The sequence below is a fragment of the Litchfieldella qijiaojingensis genome, from assembly GCF_014651875.1.
Classification (GTDB): Bacteria; Pseudomonadota; Gammaproteobacteria; order Pseudomonadales; family Halomonadaceae; genus Litchfieldella; species Litchfieldella qijiaojingensis.
The window spans coordinates 448436-467507 of sequence record NZ_BMXS01000001.1; the positions used below are offsets into that span (position 1 = coordinate 448436).

16 protein-coding genes are annotated in these 19072 nt (G+C 61.1%); 3 read left to right on the plus strand and 13 right to left on the minus strand.

Features of this window, described 5'->3' with window-relative positions:
- The first annotated feature begins 10 nt into the window (after positions 1-10).
- Together IE093_RS02160 and IE093_RS02165 are read left to right on the plus strand one after the other, a co-directional pair.
- Positions 11-592 carry a PqiC family protein gene (locus IE093_RS02160; protein WP_229803167.1) on the plus strand — a complete coding sequence of 194 codons (582 nt, stop codon included), beginning with the start codon at positions 11-13 and terminating at the stop codon, positions 590-592.
- Between the two features lie 189 nt (positions 593-781).
- Positions 782-2062, plus strand: coding sequence for a DEAD/DEAH box helicase (locus tag IE093_RS02165; protein WP_189465695.1), 1281 nt, complete (start codon positions 782-784; stop codon positions 2060-2062).
- Between the two features lie 122 nt (positions 2063-2184).
- On the opposite strand, the gene IE093_RS02170 is transcribed toward IE093_RS02165, so the two are convergent.
- The gene (locus tag IE093_RS02170) at positions 2185-2883 is read right to left on the minus strand and encodes an RNA polymerase sigma factor FliA (protein WP_189465697.1); all 699 of its coding nucleotides are present in this window, start codon (positions 2881-2883) and stop codon (positions 2185-2187) included.
- Between the two features lie 236 nt (positions 2884-3119).
- Between IE093_RS02170 and IE093_RS02175 the strand changes: the two genes are divergently transcribed.
- Positions 3120-3692: a histidine phosphatase family protein gene (locus IE093_RS02175; RefSeq protein WP_229803169.1), complete on the plus strand. Its 573-nt coding sequence runs from the start codon at positions 3120-3122 to the stop codon at positions 3690-3692.
- Here IE093_RS02175 and IE093_RS22860 read toward each other — a convergent pair.
- From IE093_RS22860 to IE093_RS02235, 12 genes are all read right to left on the minus strand, one after another.
- Positions 3683-4084, minus strand: coding sequence for a flagellar protein FlhE (locus IE093_RS22860; protein WP_189465702.1), 402 nt, complete (start codon positions 4082-4084; stop codon positions 3683-3685). The genes IE093_RS02175 and IE093_RS22860 overlap by 10 nt on opposite strands.
- Positions 4085-4095: 11 nt before the next feature.
- Positions 4096-4602 carry a hypothetical protein gene (locus IE093_RS02185; RefSeq protein WP_229803171.1) on the minus strand — a complete coding sequence of 169 codons (507 nt, stop codon included), beginning with the start codon at positions 4600-4602 and terminating at the stop codon, positions 4096-4098.
- Between the two features lie 22 nt (positions 4603-4624).
- Positions 4625-6946 carry a flagellar biosynthesis GTPase FlhF gene (gene flhF, locus IE093_RS02190; protein ID WP_189465705.1) on the minus strand — a complete coding sequence of 774 codons (2322 nt, stop codon included), beginning with the start codon at positions 6944-6946 and terminating at the stop codon, positions 4625-4627.
- Positions 6943-9027, minus strand: a complete 2085-nt coding sequence (flhA, locus tag IE093_RS02195) for a flagellar biosynthesis protein FlhA (RefSeq protein WP_189465707.1) — start codon at positions 9025-9027, stop codon at positions 6943-6945. Before flhA ends, flhF begins: the two co-directional genes overlap by 4 nt.
- A gap of 8 nt (positions 9028-9035) precedes the next feature.
- Positions 9036-10208, minus strand: coding sequence for a flagellar biosynthesis protein FlhB (gene flhB / locus IE093_RS02200; RefSeq protein ID WP_189465710.1), 1173 nt, complete (start codon positions 10206-10208; stop codon positions 9036-9038).
- 155 nt (positions 10209-10363) lie between these two features.
- Positions 10364-11047, minus strand: a complete 684-nt coding sequence (cheZ, locus tag IE093_RS02205; protein ID WP_189465712.1) for a protein phosphatase CheZ — start codon at positions 11045-11047, stop codon at positions 10364-10366.
- A gap of 37 nt (positions 11048-11084) precedes the next feature.
- On the minus strand, positions 11085-11474 hold the full coding sequence (gene cheY / locus IE093_RS02210) for a chemotaxis response regulator CheY (protein WP_189465714.1): 390 nt from the start codon (positions 11472-11474) through the stop codon (positions 11085-11087).
- Positions 11475-11539: 65 nt separating this feature from the next.
- Positions 11540-13264, minus strand: a complete 1725-nt coding sequence (locus IE093_RS02215) for a methyl-accepting chemotaxis protein (RefSeq protein WP_189465716.1) — start codon at positions 13262-13264, stop codon at positions 11540-11542.
- A 57-nt stretch (positions 13265-13321) separates the two neighbouring features.
- A complete protein-coding gene (locus IE093_RS02220; protein ID WP_189465719.1) occupies positions 13322-14383 on the minus strand; it encodes a protein-glutamate methylesterase/protein-glutamine glutaminase in 1062 nt (353 codons plus the stop codon).
- A gap of 116 nt (positions 14384-14499) precedes the next feature.
- The gene (locus tag IE093_RS02225; protein ID WP_189465722.1) at positions 14500-15375 is read right to left on the minus strand and encodes a CheR family methyltransferase; all 876 of its coding nucleotides are present in this window, start codon (positions 15373-15375) and stop codon (positions 14500-14502) included.
- The gene (locus IE093_RS22730; RefSeq protein WP_189465724.1) at positions 15372-17573 is read right to left on the minus strand and encodes a methyl-accepting chemotaxis protein; all 2202 of its coding nucleotides are present in this window, start codon (positions 17571-17573) and stop codon (positions 15372-15374) included. Before IE093_RS22730 ends, IE093_RS02225 begins: the two co-directional genes overlap by 4 nt.
- A 70-nt stretch (positions 17574-17643) precedes the next feature.
- Positions 17644-18969, minus strand: coding sequence for a methyl-accepting chemotaxis protein (locus IE093_RS02235; RefSeq protein WP_189465861.1), 1326 nt, complete (start codon positions 18967-18969; stop codon positions 17644-17646).
- Positions 18970-19072: the final 103 nt, after the last annotated feature.

Sequence of the window (19072 nt, forward strand, 5' to 3'; positions counted from 1 at the left end):
AGGAGACCGAATGCCCCTCATGCGCTCATTGATTTCGCTTGCCGCCTTGCTGCTGCTGGCAGGCTGTGCCTCGACCCCGTCGCCCGTTCAGCGCTACACCCTGCCCAACGACACGGAAGTGCGTGGCATTACCCGCTCGAATGCCACGCATACCTTGGTCATACGCTCCTTGCGGCTCGCCCACTATCTCGATGGCGAAGGCATCGTCCTGCAGCTCGACGACATTACGCTCAACCAGGCTCGCGAGCACCTCTGGGCGGAGGACCTCGATCGCCAGTTGGAGCGAGGCCTTCGCCAGCGCTTGGCCGAGCGCCTCCCGGATACCGTTGTACTAGGCGCCGACAGCAGCACCGACGAAGCGCTGACGCTTCGTCTCGAGGTCGAGCGTTTTCAGGGCCGTTACGATGGGCTGGCGGTAGCCAGCGGCCAGTGGCAATTGCGTGATGTTCAGGGACAATTGCTGACGCTCGAACCTTTCAGCGCCCAGAGCGAGTTGGATACCGACGGCTACCCAGCTCTGGTCAGGGCGCTGGGACGTAGCTGGGACCAAGTCGCCGACCGACTCGCAAAACGCATCACCGAATTACGCTGAAAGACGAGTTACGCTGGCGGAAAAGCGTCTTTATGCTGCATTCCGCACGTTTTTCTGCCATGATGCGCGCCTGCGGCATACTTCAGTCCCTCCTGCCGCGCCTGTCATTCCTTTTTCCACGCATTGGCCCGGGACTCACGCCTGCACTAAACCGAGGCGAGTGGCGGATGCGCATGCTCTGGAGTCTGCATGAGCTTTTCCGAACTCGGTCTGCGTGCCGAATTGTTGCGCGCTGTCGAAGAACAGGGCTATACCATCCCGACGCCTATCCAACGCCAAGCTATCCCGGCTGTGCTCGGGGGAGGCGACCTGCTGGCCAGCGCCCAGACCGGCACGGGCAAGACCGCCGGGTTCACTCTGCCACTACTGCAGCGTCTGGCCGACGGTCCGCGTCCCAAAGCACGTCAGATCCGTGCCTTGGTATTGACCCCGACCCGCGAACTGGCCGCCCAGGTTGGTGAAAGTGTCGCCGATTATGGCCGCCACTTGAAACTGCGTTCCCACGTGATCTTCGGCGGGGTCGGACAACAACCGCAAGTCGATGCCATCCGCCCAGGGCTGGACGTGCTGATCGCCACACCCGGCCGGTTGCTGGATCTCCATCAACAGCGCCATGTCGACCTGTCGCGGGTGGAAACCCTGGTCCTCGACGAAGCTGACCGCATGCTCGACATGGGCTTCATTCACGACATCCGCAAGGTCTTGCGCCTGTTGCCGGAAAAGCGCCAGAACCTGCTGTTCTCGGCAACCTTCTCCGCCGAGATCCAGACCCTGGCCAACAAGTTGCTCGAAGCCCCCACCATGATCGAAGTGGCCCGGCGCAACACCACCGCCGAAACCATCGACCAAGCCATCTATCGCGTCGACCGAGACAAGAAGCGCGACCTGCTCGCTCACCTGATCACCAAGCACCGCTGGTATCAAGTGCTGGTCTTCACCCGCACCAAGCACGGCGCCAACCGTCTCGCTGAACAACTGTCCAAGCAGGACATTCCCGCCATGGCGATTCATGGCAACAAGAGTCAATCGGCTCGCACCAAGGCACTGGCCGCCTTCAAGTCAGGCGACCTGCAGGTCCTGGTCGCCACCGACATCGCCGCCCGCGGGTTGGACATCAGCGAGCTGCCGCATGTCGTCAACTTCGAACTCCCCAATGTCGCCGAGGATTACGTGCACCGCATCGGCCGCACCGGCCGTGCCGGCAGCCTGGGGCAAGCCGTTTCCCTAGTATGCGTGGACGAACATGGTCTGCTCGGCGGCATCGAAAAATTGATCAAGAAATCGCTGGAGAAGCGTATCGAGCCCGGCTTCGAACCGGATCCCGCGGCCAAGCCGGAACCGATCGAGAACGGGCGGCGCCAGCGGTCAGACCGGCGTGGCGCGACGCAACAGCGTCAAGCCAAAGGCCCCGGCAATGAAGCCGATCAACGGCCTCGCCGCCGCCGCTCACGCACCCAACGACGGGCTTGACGCCGATTTGATGAAGGGTTGCCAATCCATGCGAGCGGAAAGGCGCCCAAGTGTCATGCCATTGAAAGCAATGAAGCCCCCCAGGCCGTGATGAAAACGGTCTGGCGGGGAAGCGTAATCGGTCAATCGGCTAGCTTCGCCCGCAACCGCGACACCGCCTGGCTATGGAGCTGGCATACCCGTGATTCGCTGACGCCCAGCACGGCACCGATTTCCTTGAGGTTGAGCTCTTCCTGGTAATAAAGGCCCAGCAGCAGTTTCTCGCGTTCGGGAAGCTGCTCGATGGCCGCGACCAGCCTCTCGCGTTGTTCGCCATCGGCCAATGCCGCGAAGGGAGAAGGTGGGGCCCGGTCTTCCGCACTCGGCTCCGCTCCCTCGGCCACGAGTTCCTCGAAAGGAAGCAGTTGCCCTCCATTGGTATCGCCCAGCAACTGGTGATATTCGTCGAGTTCCATTTCCAGTTCGCTCGCGATCTCCCGCTCATCGGCGGCACGCCCCAACTTTTGCTCGAGCCGTCGAATGGCTTCATCAAGTGCGCGAGCATTGCGCCTGACACTGCGGGGCACCCAGTCGCGGCTGCGCAGTTCGTCGATCATGGCGCCACGAATACGCTGGCCGGCATAGGTCGTGAAACTCGCTCCATGCTTGGTATCGTAACGCGACATGCAGTCCAGCAGGCCGACCATCCCTGCCTGAATCAGATCGTCGAGCTCCACGCTTGCCGGCAGCTTGACCTGAAGCGCCAAGGCATGACGCCGTACCATCGGGAGGTACTCCTCGAGCAACGCCCCTTGATCGATCTTGCCCTGTGCCGTGTACATCTTCTCGCCTTGGGCCCTAATGGAACGCCTTGACTCAATGGAAAATCGAACTCGCGGGCCGAAACATCGACCCGTCACGTCTCCCATTATTGATGCAGCGGCGCAAGCCCCAAGCCTTGAATACCCTATCCAATGCGGGGCTTTTCCAAGTTTTGGCATACACTGCAAAGCGCATTCGCTTGGGCTAATGCCAGCCAGACGTCATGACACATCCGTCATCGCAGGGTGCGATCACCGTGAACCTGAAAAATCACTATTTGCTGATACGACATGGCCATAGTCAGGCCAACGAAGCGGGGATCATCGTGAGTGCCCCCCGACATGGCATTGCAGGCTATGGGCTATCGTCCTTGGGCGAGCGGCAGATGCACGAACTGCTCAACGATTGGCAGTGGCCCACCCCTTCTATTCTCTTGCACTCGGATTACCGGCGTACGACCCAGACGGCCGAGTGTATTGCCCGACATTTCAAACTGATCATGCAGTCGGAGAAAGGATTGCGCGAGCGTTTCTTCGGCGAGTTGGACGGTCAACCCGACCGCCGTTATCACGACGTCTGGGCTCTCGACGCCCAGGACCCCGATCATTGTCACTTCGCTGTGGAAAGCGCCGCCAGCGTTGCTATCCGGATGCGGGAAGTCATCGACACCCTGGAAGCACATCATGATGGTGAGACAATCGCACTGGTGAGCCACGGAGATCCATTACAGATCCTACTCACGGCATTGGAAGGCAAGCCCTTGAACCGGCACCGAGATCGTCCCTCATTGGCACCGGCCAGCATCACTGAACTCACGGATCAACGATAGTCGACAATGACCTGAAGCCCCTTCACTTCCAGGGGCCGTGTCCCGCGAGGCAAGCGAAAGCGAAAATTCAACGGCATGGAAGCAGGTAAATCGGCTAGGGCCAAGCTATGGCCCGACGCTGAAGATAACGGTATACAGCGTACGGGATGACACAACCATGCCCGTAGTGGATGCCCTGGTGGAGCATCGAAACGCCAGCGCACGCTCGTGATGCGCGACTGAGCGGGAAGCGAGGATGTCGCCGACATCGCTTGCGAGCCAACCTCACGTTCAGGAACGGCGACACGCAGACTTGGAGCTGAGGCAACCCAGCTCCCTGACGCCGCCCAGGCCGGCCATGTCGTCAACATCAGCAAGGCGAGTACCACGACCAAACGAGTCGTACTCATCATCGTTTCTCCGACTACCTGGCAGTGGTGCCATCCAGCACAAGTAATTCGATACCGAAGAACTCTTCGGCTGCTTGCTGGAGGTTATTGAGCAAACCCACACGGGAGGCGAAACCTGGATGGAGCGCCAGGAGACGACGAGGTCCCCGTCCAGCATGAAGGCATTTGAGCGTACGATAGGCGCGTCGAAACCCTTCCTCGCCACCATCGATCCAGAGCGCCCAACGTGGTTGCTGCCCAGCCAGTATCGACAAATGAGGACTGTCGACATCCAGGAGCACGACTTGCCATGCTTCGGGTTCACCGACCCAACGTTGGCCTGCGACGTGCCAATCCCGTAGTACCTGCTGGGCCCGGCGCCGCTGGCGCGACGAGGTGCCTGGCATTCCCACCACCATCAAGGTCTTCTTGCACGATTCCCTGGGCGCGTCCGCCAATACCTTCGAATCTTCCATTACGGTCGACTCGATGCCCCGCTGCCGAGACCAGCGACGCAGCCCGGCCGCCTGGTCATACCCCATGGAAGACGCCTCTTGTCCCATTTCAGCCACCGAATGTCCGTTGACCGCTGCGACCCATCTGGCGAAACACGTCGCGAGCGGTGAAGAGATGCAGCAAGGCCTCGAGCAAAGGTTTCGGCTTGCGCTGCGCCTTGCCCCCCTGCATGGAGAGAAGCTGGGAACGTACATCCATGGCCCAGGCGTCGTCATCCTGATCGAGACGCATCGCCACCGCCGCCAGGCCACCGGCCAGCATTAAGCGCAGCGAAGAATCGCAGCGAGAGAAACCGGCCTCGCCCAGGCGCTGCCACGCCAGGCGGGTCAAAGAAGGCAAGTCGACATGGGCGAGCTCCATCAACAAGAGCTCGCGGGCCTGGTTGTCGTCCTGGTCAGACGACAACCAGTAGCGACGACCCAACTCTTGGCCACTGTCGGCATCGGTGAGCCTGCAGAACCAGGCCATGGCGGACAATATCGACGCAGGTGCCTCTCTGCGCATCGTCGGCATCTCGACTGCCAAGTTCGTCAACTCGGCAACGGCATGGCGCCCTTTTGCACGACAGGCGAAAGTTCCCTTGTCCCTTGCCAGCCCGGCAAGCTGTGACAGGCTGCGACGCTCCCCCTCATAGGCCACCCGCCGGCTGCCCTTGACAGCTGTCAACCAGGGAAGCTGCCAGGCACAAAGCCATTCCAGGGCGGGTATATCCGGGCACTGCGCCAGCAGGTGGCGATCGATCCCAAGATGGTCTCCCGTCCAACCAAGCCGCTGATCCTGCCCTGCTGGCAGCATATGGTATTGCCAACTCAACGCCAGCAACCGGCCCCGGGGATCGAGCGCCTGAATCGGGCTTGGCCAGTCGCAACCGCTCACCCTGGAGGGCCCCCAGAGCATGACTTGACCACCGCTGGCCCTGGCCTGCTGTCGAGCCAGGTGCGAAACCTGCTCCTGCAAGGCAGACACGCCACTCTGCTGAGCGGGGCCAGGCGAGGCGGCGATCTCCCAGGCATCTTCCAACAGGGCAAACCCTGGCAGGTATTCACGCAGTGATGTCCACGCCACTGCCAGCGAACGCCCCTGCCCCAGCAACCCACGCGACAGGGATTGCAGGCCTTGTCCCCCCTTGGGCAAACCCTCCAGGTCATCGGCGCCCAAGGCAAAGGGAGAATCCCCATCGACATCCAGGGCCAGATCGACGAGCTCTCGGGCATCGGCCAGACTCAGGTCTTCGGGGACCCGCTGGCCGTGAGAGACATAATGCAGCCGCAGTCCGTGGCGAATGACGGTATCCAGTAAAGGCCCGAGTCTTGCTGCTTCATCGCTCTTCGTCAGGATGCAATCGATCAGCCGACTATCGACTGCCTGAGCGGCGCGACGATAAGTGGCAATGACGTCCTCCAGGGTGTCGCCATGGCTTGCCGCATTGAGCAACAGCAACAAACGAACCCTTTCACCACCACCGCCGAGCTGAGCCACCTGCTTGACCAGCCGCTGGTCTCGCTGACTCATGCCGACAGTATCGATGATGACCAATCGCTTGTCGCCAAGCTGTGCGAGCCAGGATTCCAACGACGTTTCGGCATCGAGCGCATGAACCTCCACGCCCAACAAACGAGCATAGATGCGCAGTTGTTCGTGTGCGCCTACCCGATAGCTGTCGGTGGTCACCAGGACCACGCCTTCACTGCCATGACGCATCACGTAGCGAGCCGCCAGCTTGGCCGTCGTGGTGGTCTTGCCGATACCCGTCGGACCGACCAGAGCGATGACCCCACCGTCGTCGAGCAGTTCCGCCCCCTCCTCGGGAACCAGTAACCGGCTAGCCAACTGCCGCTTCAACCATGCCTGTAGTTCGGCCTCGTCGGCCTCGAGATCGTCCAACTCGGGCGGCAAGGTGGTCAGCAGCTCAGCAGCCAGACGCGGCCCGATTCCCGCCGCCCACAGACGATGGCGCAAGCGGTCCGTAATATTCGGTGCCGACGACACTGCCGCCGAGGACTCCTCCTGGCGATTCAGCAATGCCCGCATGTCCTGCATTTCACCCAACAAGCGCTGGCTGAGGGCGGCAAAGTCCATTTCCGGGACTGCCGCGGCAGGAGACGTTAGCGGTGCCGAGGGGCTCGTCTCCGCATGGGGGTGCGTACGTGTCGAGGCGGAGGCCGGAACCGCGTTTGTGGAAGCCGGTGGGGCTTGCGTTGCAACGGGCGTCTGCGTCAGGCGACCGTGTTCGTCATCGGCCATCGCCAGTATTTCGACGCCTTCCTCGACCCGGCGATTGGAAAGGATCAAGGCATCGTCGCCAAGCGCCGCACGCACCAGACGCATCGCGTCGCGGCTATTGCTCCCCAAGAAACGTCTTACGCTCATTGTTGTGCCCCGATCAGACTGGTAATCCTAAGGCTGCGATCATCGGGAATCTCGGCCTGCGACATCACCACCAAATGCCGCAGGCGGCGACGCAGGAAGCGCGCCAGCAAGGCACGCAGACTATGCTCGACGACCAATACCGGCGGCTCTCCACTGGCTTCCTGGCGCTGCAAAGCCACCTCAGCCTGCTGCATCAAGGTGTCGGCCAGACCCGGTTCCAATGCCCCGCCTCCATTCATGGCCTGCATCAAAACCTGTTCAAGATTGGCATCCAGGCCGATCACATGAAGCTCCCGCTGACCACCGAACCATTGCTGGGTGATGGAGCGCCCCAAGGCAATGCGTACGATCGCCGTCAACTCGTTGGCGTCGCTCTGCTGGCCGGCATGCTCGGCCAAGGTATCGAGGATGGTGCGCATATCGCGGATCGAGACTTCTTCCTCGAGCAGGTTCTGCAGGATACGCTGGAGCGTCGTCAGCGATATCGCCTTGGGTACCACGTCCTCGACCAGCGACTTGTTCTCGCCGCTCAACTTGTCGAGCAATTGCTGGACCTCGGTGCGGCCGAGCATCTCGCCGGCATGACGATGCAATAGATGGTTGAGATGCGTCGCCACTACGGTGCCGGCATCGACCACCGTGTAGCCATAGACTTGGGCACGCTCGCGCTGGCTGGCATCGATCCATACTGCCGGCAAACCGAAGGCCGGGTCCTCGGTGGGAGTGCCGTCAACGGTACCGGATACCTGCCCCGGATCGATCGCCAGCCACTTGCCGGGGAAAGCATCGGCGCGACCGACTTCCACACCCTTCAAGGTGATCACATACGTGTTGGGACCCAGCTCCAGGTTGTCGCGGATATGCACCACCGGCGGCAGAAAGCCGACGTCCTGGGCAAATTTCTTGCGCACGCTCTTGATGCGCCCCAACAGCTCGCCCTGCTGACGGTGATCGACCAGCGGAATCAAGCGATGGCCGACCTCCAACCCCAATGTATCGACCAGTTGCACATCGTCCCAACTCGCCTCCGGCGCTTCCGGTGGTGGAGCCGGTTCGGCATCAATCTCCTGCGCGGCCAACTTGTTCTCCTGCTGGCGCATCAGGAACCAGGCCAGCCCGCCAAGAGCGGCGGTAAAGATCAGAAACACCAGGTTAGGCATGCCTGGCACCATGCCCAGCAGACCCATGACGCCAGCGGCCAGAATCAACACCTGAGGGTTGACGAACAACTGGCTGATCATCTGTTGCCCGACATCCTGGTCGGTGTTGACCCGCGATACCGTGACACCAGCGGCGGTGGAGATCACCAAAGCAGGGATCTGCGCCACCAGACCATCGCCAATCGTCAGCAGCGTGTAGGTACGTGCTGCCTGGGAGAAATCCAGATCATGCTGCAACATGCCGATCAGCAAACCGCCGATGATATTGACCACCATGATCACCAGGCCAGCCATGGCATCACCGCGGACGAACTTGCTGGCACCGTCCATGGAGCCATAGAAATCGGCTTCCTGGGCCACATCGGCTCGCCGCTTGCGCGCGTCATCCTCGCCAATCAGGCCGGCATTGAGGTCGGCATCGATAGCCATCTGTTTGCCGGGCATGGCATCGAGCATGAAGCGTGCCCCCACCTCGGCGATACGCCCAGCCCCTTTGGTGATGACCATGAAGTTGATGACCACGAGAATCAGGAACACCACCAGGCCGACGGCGAAATTGCCGCCCACCAGGAAGGTGCCGAAGGCTTCGATGACCTTGCCCGCGGCGTCGCCGCCCTGGTGGCCTTCCATCAATACCACCCGCGTCGAGGCGACATTGAGCGATAGCCGCAACAAAGTGGTGAACAGCAACACCGCCGGGAAGGCCGCGAAATCCAAGGGCTTCTGGGTGAACATACTGACCAGCAGCACCATCACCGCCAGCGCGATATTGAAGGTGAAGAACAAATCCAGCGCGAATGGCGGCAGTGGCAGGATCATCATGGTCAGGATCATGATGATCAGGATCGGGCCGGCCAGCAGCTTCATGCGGACATCGCTCATCCAGTCGCGACGCCCCAGGTAATCGGTCAGCGCTCTCATCGAGGCTCCTATGTCGACTCATCCCGCGGCGCCGAAGGCTCGGCAGGCCGGCGGTCGTCCAGTTCCTCGGGAACCGGCAGTTCATTGGGTGCCTCGGGCATCTCGCCCCCTTCCTCGCGCACCCGTTTCAGACGGAAGGCCCAAGCCAGCACCTCGGCCACCGCGGTATACAGCGCCACGGGAATCTCATGATCGAGATCCACATGGTGGTACAACGCCCGAGCCAAGGGCGGCGCTTCCAGCAACGGAATCCGGTGCTCGTTACCCAGCTCGCGGATTTTGGCCGCCACGGCATCGGCGCCCTTGGCCACCACCCGCGGCGCCGACATCTTGCCATCGTCATAGCGCAAGGCCACCGCATAGTGCGTCGGGTTGGTGACGATCACATCGGCTTCAGGCACCTTGCTCATCATCCGGTTACGTGCCATGGCCTGTTGTTGGGATCGGATACGTGCCTTCAGTTGTGGATCGCCCTCCGACTCCTTGTGCTCGCGCTTGACTTCGTCCTTGCTCATGCGCAGCTTTTTGGCATGGCTCCATAGCTGATACGGCACATCGATCAGAATCACGATCAGCAACGCCAGGACGATCAGGCCGCATGCCATGGCTGCCAGTTCCAGGGTGCTGGCCAATGCCTGCTGCACGGGCAGATCCATCAAGCCCATGTACTTGCCGCGATTGGCAAGCAGGAATGTCACTGCTACGCCACCCACCAGCACCGACTTGGCGATCGCCTTGGCCAGTTCGACCAACGCCTGGGTACCGAAGATACGTTGCAGTCCCTTGAGAGGGTTGAGCTTGCCAAGTTGAGGTTGCAACGACTTGGCGGAAACCAGCCACCCCCCCAGCATCGCCGGCGCCACCAACGCCACCACTACCAGCAACAGAAACAGGGGAAGCATGGCGTACAGGGTACGCTGACCTAGCTCCCAGGCATGGCTGAGCATGGACATCGTTTCGAAGGCCTGACGCCGTTCAAAGAGAAATGCCTGCTCCATCACCAGCCCGAGTTGATCGTAAAGCAGAGCCCCCATCGACCACAGGCCGCCCACCCCGCCCAATAGCAGCATGAAGGTAGTCAGTTCTCGAGACCGTGCGACCTGGCCCTCTTCACGCGCCTTCTCGAGGCGTCGCGGTGTGGCCGGTTCGGTCTTTTCCTGGTCGCTGCTCTGATCCGCCATGGCCTGGGAGATATCATCCGGGTCGGAAGTTCTGGATGCTGGCCATTGTCATGAAAGGCGACTAGAGGCGATACGCGAAAAAGCGCGAGTAATCGTGCGTTAATTCACGACTACCGCGCCATTAAGTGAGAAAGGGTCACAATGAAAGGGAAAGACTAGAAGCCCAGTTCGTCAAGCAGATCGTCCACCTGATCCTGCGAACTGACCACGTCGGCCCCGTCGGGCTTGATCTGCGGACCATTAAGCAGCGATTCCTCGCGCTTCTTGGCATCGGCTTTCCACTGCCCTTCGGCACGCTTTTGCATCGCATTACGCTCCTCGCCCTCGGGTACGCTATCGAGCAGCACTTGCACGAGTTGATGTTCGATCTCGCGGATCACATCCATCATCTTCTTGATCACTTGGCCGGTCAGGTCCTGAAAGTCCTGAGCCATCATGATCTCGAGCAACTCGGCATTGGTGGCTTGAATGCTCTTGGGCACCTCGCTGAGATAGCCGCGGGTGTCCTTGACCAACTCCCTGGCCTCACTCAGCTCGATAGGGTCTTCGAACCACTGTTGCCAGCGTTTATCGAGTGCTTCCGCCTTGGCCCCCAACTCATCCTGGATGGGCTGCGCTCGATCGATGGCATTCAGCGCCCGGTCAGCCGCCTGCTCGGTCATCGAAGCCACGTAACTCAATCGATCCCGGGCATCGGGAATCGCCTCGGCGGCCCTTTCGATCTCCTTGTCCAACCCCAGTTCACGCATGCTTTCACGAAGCATGCGCGTCAGTTGACCGATCCGCTGGACCAGATCATCTGCGCCCTGGGCCGACGACTGTTGCGCATCACCGCTCATGATCGCTTCTCCTTGGCTTAAGCAGACCCAGGGACTACTACTTCCCCAGCTTTTCGAAAATCTTGTTGAGTTTTTCTTCCAGGGTCGCCGCCGTGAAAGGCTTGACCACATAGCCGTTCGCCCCAGCCTGGGCCGCGGCTATGATGTTCTCCTTCTTGGCCTCGGCAGTGACCATCAGCACCGGCAGGTCCTTCAAGGCATCGTCGGCACGGATCTGTTTGAGCATCTCGAGCCCATCCAGGTTGGGCATGTTCCAGTCGGAAACCACGAACTCGAAGTTGCCGGACTTGAGCTTGGACAAGCCATCCTGACCGTCTTCCGCTTCTTCCACATTGGTAAAGCCCAATTCCTTGAGCAGGCTACGGACGATGCGGCGCATGGTGGGAAAGTCATCCACCACCAGAATACTCATGTTCTTGTCAGCCATTGATCTTCCTCGTTACGTCATGGCAGTCGGGAGAGACCGGCAACAATGCCGGCCACGTTTAACTATCAGAATTCTTCCCAGTCGTCTTCGGTCACCACTTCGCGCTGTTGTGGCCGTGGCTGGCGCTTGTCGCTGACCGGCTCGGAGGCTTTCTTCCCGGCTTCGGAGCGTGACGGCAAGGCTGGTGAAGCAGACTTTTCGTCGGCGGGCGCCGACAGCGACGGGTGCGCTCCGCCGGGCAGGCGGAAGACCGACACGGCTCGTTCCAAGCGGCTCGCCTGTTCTTCCAGTGAAGCAGCCGCGGCGGCGGCCTCTTGTACCAGAGCCGCATTCTGCTGGGTCACTTCGTCCATCTGGCCCACGGCATGGCTGACCTGTTCGATGCCATCGCTCTGCTCCTGCGATGCGGCGGAGATCTCGTCCATGATGTCGGTTACGCGCCTGACCGCCGCAACGACCTCCTTCATGGTCTCACCAGCCTGCTCGACCAGCGCCGAGCCTTCCTGTACCTGGACCACGGAGTTTTCGATCAACTCCTTGATCTCCTTGGCCGCCTCGGCACTGCGGCCGGCAAGGTTGCGGACTTCCCCGGCGACGACGGCAAAACCACGACCTTGCTCGCCGGCCCGGGCCGCCTCGACCGAAGCGTTCAGCGCCAGGATATTGGTCTGGAAGGCAATCGAGTCGATCACGCCAGTGATATCGGCAACTTTCTGCGAACTGCCGGAAATACCATGCATGGTGGTGATCACGCGTTCCACCACCTCACCACCTCGGGTGGCGGTATTGGAGGCCTCGTTTGCCAGCCCACTGGCCTGGCGGGCATTATCGGCGTTCTGCTTCACGGTGGCGGTGAGCTGTTCCATGCTGCTCGCGGTCTCTTCCAGTGAGGCGGCCTGCTGCTCGGTACGCGACGACAGGTCGGCATTGCCACTGGCAATCTCACGTGTGCCGACATGGATCGACCCACTGCTCTCGCGCACTGTACCCACCGTCTTGGCCAAGCCTTGCTGCATCTCACGCATCGCGGCGAACAGCTTGCTGATCTCGTTGCGGCCCAGCACCTGGATACGCTGCGTGAGATCCGCCTTGGCGATATGCTCGAGACCGACCACGGCATCGGTGAGCGGGCGAATGACGATCTTGCGCAGACCGATATACATCAGCACTAGCATGATCGCGGTCAGCACCAGAATCCCGAAGCCGATCCACTCGAAGCGTTGGGTCTGCGCCTTGTAATCCTTCATCAGGCTTTCACCGCGTTCGAAGCCATGCTGGACGAAATCCGTCATACTGGCCGCAAGGTTTGTCGACGGCTTCGTCAGGGCATCGCGAAGATTGGCAAAGCGAGGTATATCTTGCTGATCCAACGCGTCATGCAGTTCCTTGACCAGGCCCAGCACGGTCTCGAAATCACCCTGAACCCGTTCGGCAAGCTCTTTCCCTTGGTCGCTCTTGGACACGGCGACGAAGTTGGAGAAACGTCGCTCGGCCCGCCCCAGCTCGTCCCCCGCTACGGCGACCCGTTCGTTGGCCTTCGTCATCTGCCCCATCATGATGCGATTGGCGGCAATCTCGAGATTGACGCGCGCCTGGTTCAGCAAGGCATCGGCGCGATTGATCTCGTTCAACTGCTCCACATTGATCTGACGCAAGGTCCCGATCGTTTCACCTGCACTGCGCTCGGCCACGAAACCCAGTGCCGCGATCACGGCGATGAAAAGCGCGAAACACGCCAGGATGGAGATCATGGCCGCGTTGATGCTGATATTGCGCAATAGTCGAATCATGCCGGCGTTTCCTTCTCAGCCCCAATCAATTGTTATCATCCGGGGTTCAACCCCTTGTCATACGCGTTGCGCTCGCCCCGATGCCGCGACCAGCGCCATCAGCCGGGGAGCGATCTCCTCCAGCGATATCACTTCACTGGCCCCTCCCAAGGCGATGGCCTCGCGAGGCATGCCAAACACCACGCAACTCGCTTCGTCCTGGGCCAGGGTCGTGGACCCCGCCTGGTGCATTCTCAACAACCCTTGCGCTCCATCCCGTCCCATGCCGGTCAGCAGCACCCCTATGGCATTACGCCCGGCATGCTGGGCCACGGAATCGAACAACACGTCGACCGATGGGCGGTGACGATTGACCGGCGGGCCACTATCGAGCCTTGCCACGTAATTGGCCCCGCTTCGCGCCAGCTTGAGGTGAGCGTCACCCGGCGCAATGTAGGCATGCCCCGGCACCACCCGCTCCCCGTCCTCGGCCTCCTTGACGGTGATGCGGCACAGCTTGTTCAAACGCTCAGCAAAGGAGCGGGTAAAACCACCCGGCATGTGCTGAGTGATCATCAACGCAGGCGCATTGGCAGGTAACGGTTCGAGTACGGCTCGGATCGCCTCGGTGCCACCCGTGGAAGCGCCGATGATCAGCAGCTTCTCACTGGACACCAGCGGTGCCTTGAGTGCGACTGGCGCCGGCGCATCGTCGCGCCGGGCCTGACGCGGTCGGGAGCGAGCCGCGGCACGGATCTTGTCGGCGATCAGCTCGCCATAATCGAGCATGCCGCTGCGAATGCCGAGCGAGGGCTTGGCCAGAAAGTCCACGGCGCCCAGCTCCAGTGCTCTCAGCGTGACCTCCGAGCCGGCTTGGGTCAGCGAGGAAACCATCAGCACCGGCATCGGACGCAGGCGCATCAGCCGCTCGAGAAAGTCCAGGCCATCCATGCGCGGCATTTCCACATCCAGCGTCAGGACGTCGGGGTTATGACGCTTGATCAGGTCTCGTGCCACCAGTGGATCCGGAGCAACGGCGACGACCTCCATATCGCTCTGTGCATTGATGATTTCGGTCATCAGGTCACGTATCAGCGCCGAGTCATCGACGCACAGCACCTTGATCTTGGCTGCACTCAAGTCAAATCTCCTTTGCGATGTCGACGCAGCGAGCCGGCAGCATTGATTGTTCTGGTTGGCATAGAGTCCATATCGGCAGCACGGCGAAAGGCTTTAGGCGGATGCTGCGAATCCGTTCAATTTCGTGGCGCCAGCACATAGACCGTCTGGCCACGCAGTCGAAATGCCTCGCTGATATAGGAAAAGTTCTCGGAGTGTCCGGCGAACAGCAGTCCGTCCGGCTTGAGCAAGGGAGCGAAGCGCGAAAGAATTTTCGCTTGGGTCTTCTTGTCGAAATAGATCATCACATTGCGACAGAAGATGGCATCGAATGGCCCCTTGATCGACCAGTCCGGGGCCAACAGGTTGAAGCTATCGAACTCGACCATCGCCGCCACTTCCGGACGCACCCGCGCCAGGCCGATGCGTTCACCACTTCCCTTGAGGAAGAAACGCTTGACACGAGATTCATCGAGCTTGCGCACCTGTTCCATGGGGTAGATGGCAGCACGAGCCCGCTCCAGAGCATCGGTATCGATGTCGGTTGCCACCACCCGGCTTTCGCTCGCGCGTGGTCCCAGTGTCTCGAGCAGGGTCATGGCAATGGAATAAGGCTCTTCCCCTGTCGACGCCGCCGCGCTCCAGATGCGCACCGGTCCCGGCTTGCTCGCGATATGCGAGGCCAGTAAGGGGAAATGATGCGCCTCACGAAAGAAGGCGGTCAGATTGGTGGTCAACGCATTGGTGAAGGCTTCCCACTCCCGAGCCGCCGGTTGACGTTCCAAGCGCGCCACATAGTCGCTGAAGTGCGTCATGCCGTGATGGCGCAAGCGCTTGGCCAGGCGACTATAGACCATCTCACGCTTATGCTCGGCCAGTACGATGCCGGCACGCTCATAAATCAACTGGCGGATGCGTGCGAAATCGGCATCCGTCAGTATCAGGTCACGCTCGAGCGTACCGGCGGCCGGCCACTGGGACCGGCCGACGTTGTCGGGAGGAATACTGCTCAAAACTCCTCCCAGTCATCGGCCGTCGCCGCTTGGCGAGAAGCCGAAGCACTCAGCGCCCTCTCGCGCTGCGGTGTCTCTCCACCGGCGATGCGATGGACGTCTTGTGCGATACGCGGCGCTCGGGCCTCGGATTGCGAATTCCGGGAGGCTTGAGTCAACACGGCCTTGACATCTTCATGGCCACTTCCATGCAAGCGGAAGGCGGCGATGGCATTGGCCAGCATCGTGATCTGAGTCTCGAGTTCGGCAGCGGCGCGCGCCGACTCCTGGACCCGCGATGCATTCTGCTGCGTAACCTCATCCATCTGGGCGATGGCCTGATTGATCTGCGAAATTCCGCCGCTTTGCTCATCGGAAGCTGCAGTGATCTCGCCCATGATGTCGTTGACCCGCGTTGTGGCCGCCACGACCTCTTCAATGGAGGTCTCGGCGCGCTTGACCAGATCAGCACCGCCGTCGATCTCCTTGGCGGAGCCATCGATCAGGGCTCGGATCTCCTTGGCAGCCTCCGAACTGCGGCCGGCAAGGTTGCGCACCTCACCCGCCACCACGGCAAAGCCACGGCCCTGCTCACCGGCACGAGCCGCTTCGACTGAAGCGTTCAACGCCAGGATATTGGTCTGGAAAGCGATGGAATCGATCACGTCGATGATATCGGTCATCTTGCGCGAGCTTTCGGTGATGCGCCCCATGGTTTCCACCACCTGATTCATCAGCTCGCCTGTCTCACGCACCCGATTGGTATTGTCCACCGCCAAACCACTGGCCTGGCGCGCATTGTCCGCGTTCTGCTGCACGGTGGTGGTCATCTGCTCCATGCTCGAGGCGGTTTCCTGCAGCGAGGCGGCCTGCTGCTCGGTGCGCGACGACAAGTCCTCGTTGCCGTTGGCAATGTCCTGGGCCGCCGGTTTAACCACGGCTACGCCGCTGTTCACATTGCCGACAATGCTGCCCAGGCTCTTGCGCATGACATCCAGCGCCCGCATCAGACGGCCGGCTTCATCGTTACGATGGGCGGGCATCGTAGCCGCCAGGTTGCCGGCAGCGATCTGCAGGGTGAAGTTCATCGATTCACGCAGCGGCTTGAGCAACGCGCGCATGGTCAATGCACCAAGCAGCATCAACACCAGCAGACCGAATGCCAGGAGCGCTCCCTGCGCAATCAGCGTGCGATGCTGATCGGCTCTGGCCTCCTCAGCCATCGCCTGCGCATCGGCCTGCTTGTCGGCCACCAAGGCATTGACCGACTCGGATAGCTCCGCGCCTTTGGCCTTCAACACTTCGTTATGGGCGACATAGGCGGCATAGAAATCACCACTGGCCAAGCTGTCCACTGCGGCGACCAGGCCAGCCTGAATATAGTGATCGAGGCGTTCACCAAAGGCCTCAACCTCATCCGTCTGGTTACTGGCCCCGGCAGCGAACTCTGCCCAGGCTTCCTCTAACGACGACACTACCTGCTCAACATCCTCACCGACCTTCTCGGCATCCGCCGACATCGGGTTGCTGACCGGGCGGTCGAGACGCTGACGCCCTTGGGTCATCAACTGATCGATACGCTGCAAGCGCGCCACGTCTTCCAGCCCTTCGCGATTGAGCTGCTGAAGCCGCTCTCCCGAAGCCTGCAGACTATAAAGCCCCAGACCACCGCTGGCCGCCAGTAGCAATGCCGACACCAGGACCATGCCGGTCAGACGCGCCCGCATGGTACGCAGGTTGACGCGCCTCAGCATCCCAACCAGCCCCCGCCTCTGCAAACGTCCGCGATCCAATCGCAAATGCTTGCCGCGGCCTTCACGGATCGCGCCATACGCCCGCTCGGCCTCGTCGATCGCCTCACGCTCAGCCTTGATGCGTACCGAGGCATAGCCGACGACCTCGCCATTTTCGACGATCGGCGTCACGCTGGCATTGACCCAGTAATGATCGCCATCCTTGCGCCGATTCTTGACCAACCCATTCCAGGTCTCACCGGCCTGAAGAGTCTCCCAGAGATTGGCGAAGGCCTCGGACGGCATATCCGGGTGTCGCACCAGGTTGTGCGGGGCCCCGATCAGTTCCTCGTGGCTGAAGCCACTGATAGTAATGAAGGCAGGGTTGGCATAAGTGATCCGCCCCTTGAGATCCGTACGCGAAATCAGGAAGTCATTGTCGTCCAACTGATATTCCCGGTGCGTCACCGGCTGGTTATTGCGCATGTTTACCCCCCCTGCGGATGAAGTCGGCCATGGCAACATGCTGGCCAGGCCGGCTCGTTATCGTTATACGTCAAAAGGATTCCCACTCGTCGTCACCGGCACGCGAGGCAGTCGGTGCCAAGGCCCCCGCGGCCCTGCCATGACGATCCTGCACGCCGCCTTCGCGGAGGTTGGGAAGCCAGCGAGACAGGCTGTCCTCCTCACCCCTCTGTGGCGAAGCACTCGCCTCCGATTGCGCCAAGCGGAACACTGCCACCGCCTCGCGCAGCCGAGCGGCCTCGGATTCCAGCTCACTGGCGGCCGAGGCCGCTTGCTGGACGAGAGCGGCGTTCTGTTGGGTAACCTGATCCATCTGGGTGATCGCCTGGTTGACCTGGCCGATGCCGTTGCTTTGCTCCTGGGAGGCCGAGGCGATCTCGTCCATGATGTCGGTTACCTTCTGCACCGCGGCGACGATCTCCTCCATGGTGCTACCCGCCTGATCGACCAGTGCCGTTCCCGTCTCGACCTTGGTAACCGAAGCCTCGATCAGTGCACGAATCTCCTTGGCCGCCTCGCCACTGCGACCGGCCAGACTGCGAACCTCCCCGGCGACGACGGCGAAACCGCGCCCTTGCTCACCGGCTCGGGCGGCTTCCACTGAAGCGTTAAGCGCCAGAATATTGGTCTGGAAGGCAATCGAGTCGATGACCTTGATGATCTCGGTGACCTGATGGGAACTGCTGCTGATCTCGCGCATGGTATCGACCACTTCACCGACCACCACGCCGCCACGGCTTGCCGTCTGCGAGGCACTGGCAGCCAATTGGCTGGCCTGGCGGGCATTATCGGCGTTCTGGCTGACCGTGGATGTCAGTTCCTCCATGCTAGAGGCGGTTTCCTCCAGCGAGGCGGCCTGCTGCTCGGTGCGCGATGACAGGTCGTTGTTGCCGTGAGCGATCCCCTGGGCGCCCTGGTAGATCGACTGGCTGCTGCCGCGGACGGTACCCACGGTACGTGACAGGTTCTGCTGCATGTGGGCAAACGAGGCGTAGAGCTGTCCGATCTCGTTGTTGCCACGCGTTTCGATACGCTCGGAAAGATCGCCTTTTGCCATGCGTTCGAAATGGTCGACTACCTTGTGCAGCGGCCGAATCACATTGACCATTACCCCCCACAGCACCACGGCCACCATCACCGCGGATACCACCAGCACGCCAACGATGGACCAGCGCATTCCGGTGGCAAAGCTATCGAATGCCTGCAACGCCGCCTGGCCCGACTCGCCGGCATGGGGTGCCAGCCCGGTCATGGCATCATAGCCTTGATCCAGGGCATAGAGGCCCAACACACTCGCCACCACGATCAGTAGCGAAAAGGCTGCCAGCACCAAGGCCCAACTGACTTTCACCGTCATGTTGTCAAGTAACTTCACAGTGTCCCCTCGTTCCTTCCACGCGATCGTGCCTGCGCACGGAATCGCCAGACCGGTTCGACATAAGCGGCCCTTGCCGGCACAT

Coding starts and splice junctions, on each gene's coding strand:
- IE093_RS02160 (WP_229803167.1), top strand. CDS start 11: ATGCCCCTCATGCGCTCATTGATTTCGCTTGCCGCCTTGCTGCTGCTG.
- IE093_RS02165 (WP_189465695.1), top strand. CDS start 782: ATGAGCTTTTCCGAACTCGGTCTGCGTGCCGAATTGTTGCGCGCTGTC.
- IE093_RS02170 (WP_189465697.1), bottom strand. CDS start 2,883: ATGTACACGGCACAGGGCAAGATCGATCAAGGGGCGTTGCTCGAGGAG.
- IE093_RS22860 (WP_189465702.1), bottom strand. CDS start 4,084: ATGATGAGTACGACTCGTTTGGTCGTGGTACTCGCCTTGCTGATGTTG.
- IE093_RS02185 (WP_229803171.1), bottom strand. CDS start 4,602: ATGGGGTATGACCAGGCGGCCGGGCTGCGTCGCTGGTCTCGGCAGCGG.
- flhF (WP_189465705.1), bottom strand. CDS start 6,946: ATGAGCGTAAGACGTTTCTTGGGGAGCAATAGCCGCGACGCGATGCGT.
- flhA (WP_189465707.1), bottom strand. CDS start 9,027: ATGAGAGCGCTGACCGATTACCTGGGGCGTCGCGACTGGATGAGCGAT.
- flhB (WP_189465710.1), bottom strand. CDS start 10,208: ATGGCGGATCAGAGCAGCGACCAGGAAAAGACCGAACCGGCCACACCG.
- cheZ (WP_189465712.1), bottom strand. CDS start 11,047: ATGAGCGGTGATGCGCAACAGTCGTCGGCCCAGGGCGCAGATGATCTG.
- cheY (WP_189465714.1), bottom strand. CDS start 11,474: ATGGCTGACAAGAACATGAGTATTCTGGTGGTGGATGACTTTCCCACC.
- IE093_RS02215 (WP_189465716.1), bottom strand. CDS start 13,264: ATGATTCGACTATTGCGCAATATCAGCATCAACGCGGCCATGATCTCC.
- IE093_RS22730 (WP_189465724.1), bottom strand. CDS start 17,573: ATGCGCAATAACCAGCCGGTGACGCACCGGGAATATCAGTTGGACGAC.
- IE093_RS02235 (WP_189465861.1), bottom strand. CDS start 18,969: ATGACGGTGAAAGTCAGTTGGGCCTTGGTGCTGGCAGCCTTTTCGCTA.